The following is a 1,514-nucleotide window of genomic DNA, read 5'->3' as shown; positions in this document are numbered from 1 at the left end:
CCTGCTCCCGGACGATTATCCGACGTCCTTATTGTAACAAAAACGGCTCAACCATGCGACTTGTCGTCTCTCTCGAATCCTGACGATTCTCAAAAAGTGATGGTTGAAAAATCCGTTTTTAAGATGGCTGACGTCAGACCCTTCACCTCGTTTCAGGAAACTCGGAGTCGTTTTCCTCAAATATTTTGTGTCTTGAACAAAAGTTTCCTGACAGGGTCAAAAGCGACAAAATCCGACATTTATTTCGACAAATGTCGAATCAAATTGTGCCAAATAAACGTACGTTTATTCTCAAAAATTAACGCGCAAGCGTTCTCATTTTGAACGTGAATGTGGCGAGAATTGAAGATGGTTCGGAATTTCTGCATGCTTGGACGCTTGACGAGGCGAATCGTAACGGTAGAATCATTCAAAAATACATCGTCCATATCTCTTTTTTTGGAGTTCCTATTAAGGCTCCAAGTTGTATAATCGGGACCAAGACATCAGTCGCCTGGTCATCAGTACGTAAAACCCAAACGCAGGCTAGCATCGGCATGCAGGCGTTCTTGATTTCACAGCAACCTTATCTCTGAATTCACAAGATGAACACCTATGCACGACCAGGCACGCCATTCGCCCCCGGATTCCACGAGGATGATCCGGGGGCCTTTTTTGTGCGTTTGTGGATTCATTTTCGGTGTCCATACCGAGCCCGAGGCCTTATACTAGAGATGGCTGGGCGCGATCGGTCAGATCGTGACGGACACATGGGTCACTCCCGAGGGAAGTTTCTTCAAGGCGCCCCTTGGCACACCCTCTGCCCGTGCACAGGAAGACCGGGACCCCCGAGCCACATAGGACAGGCCTCCCACGGGAGGGTCCGACACACCATACGAAGGACCGACAGGGCGGACACACCAGACAAGCGCTTACATCCCCTGCCGGTCCTTTTGTGCTGTCCGGAAAACCCTGAACGCGCAGCTCTCCGGCGTTGACGCCTGCGATCCGCTTGTCGGGGCACTTGCGGGACGCATCGCCAGACTCCGCTAGGCTCGCATCCCTCGTGCCACACACGAGAAAGCATATTCTCCTGCCCCATCGTTGGCCTGTTAGCAGTATTTCACATACCACAACCGAGGGTTTGGGTAGGACTCAGCCCCGAGAAAAAAACACAGATCGCCCGACCCGATACGTCTCACGAGAGAGACGCTCCTCACAGAGCATCAACCTCCAGGGGTTCAACAGGGCATAGGTCCCCCCTCCCCCGTCAGAAAGCCCGGCCACGGTACCTAAGTGTACTGGCAGGATAAACATTTTATTTTTCACCCGTTTCGCGACCCGTTCGTAGTGCTCCGCATGGCGTGGCGCGAACGTCATCGCCCCGTACTGGAGCGACGGCGGGCACGCCATCCCCTCTCGCTTCATGTCACGGACCCGTGACACGAGCGAGGCGAGGCGACAGATGCGGTACCCGGCCCCACGGCCGCGTCGGACCGTGCCATCCGCGTTACGGATCGGCTCCACCCGGAACC

General features: G+C 54.2%; 1 protein-coding gene. It reads right to left on the bottom strand.

Annotation, left to right across the window (positions count from 1 at the left end):
* Window positions 1-1,134 precede the first annotated feature (1,134 nt).
* The coding region (locus GVY43_RS15610) for a hypothetical protein (protein ID WP_159563780.1) at window positions 1,135-1,514 on the bottom strand (380 nt) is incomplete at its 5' end.

Source organism: Exiguobacterium sp. 8H (assembly GCF_902506255.1).
Classification (GTDB): Bacteria; Bacillota; Bacilli; order Exiguobacteriales; family Exiguobacteriaceae; genus Exiguobacterium; species Exiguobacterium profundum.
This window is presented reverse-complemented; position numbering and strand designations above follow the sequence as displayed.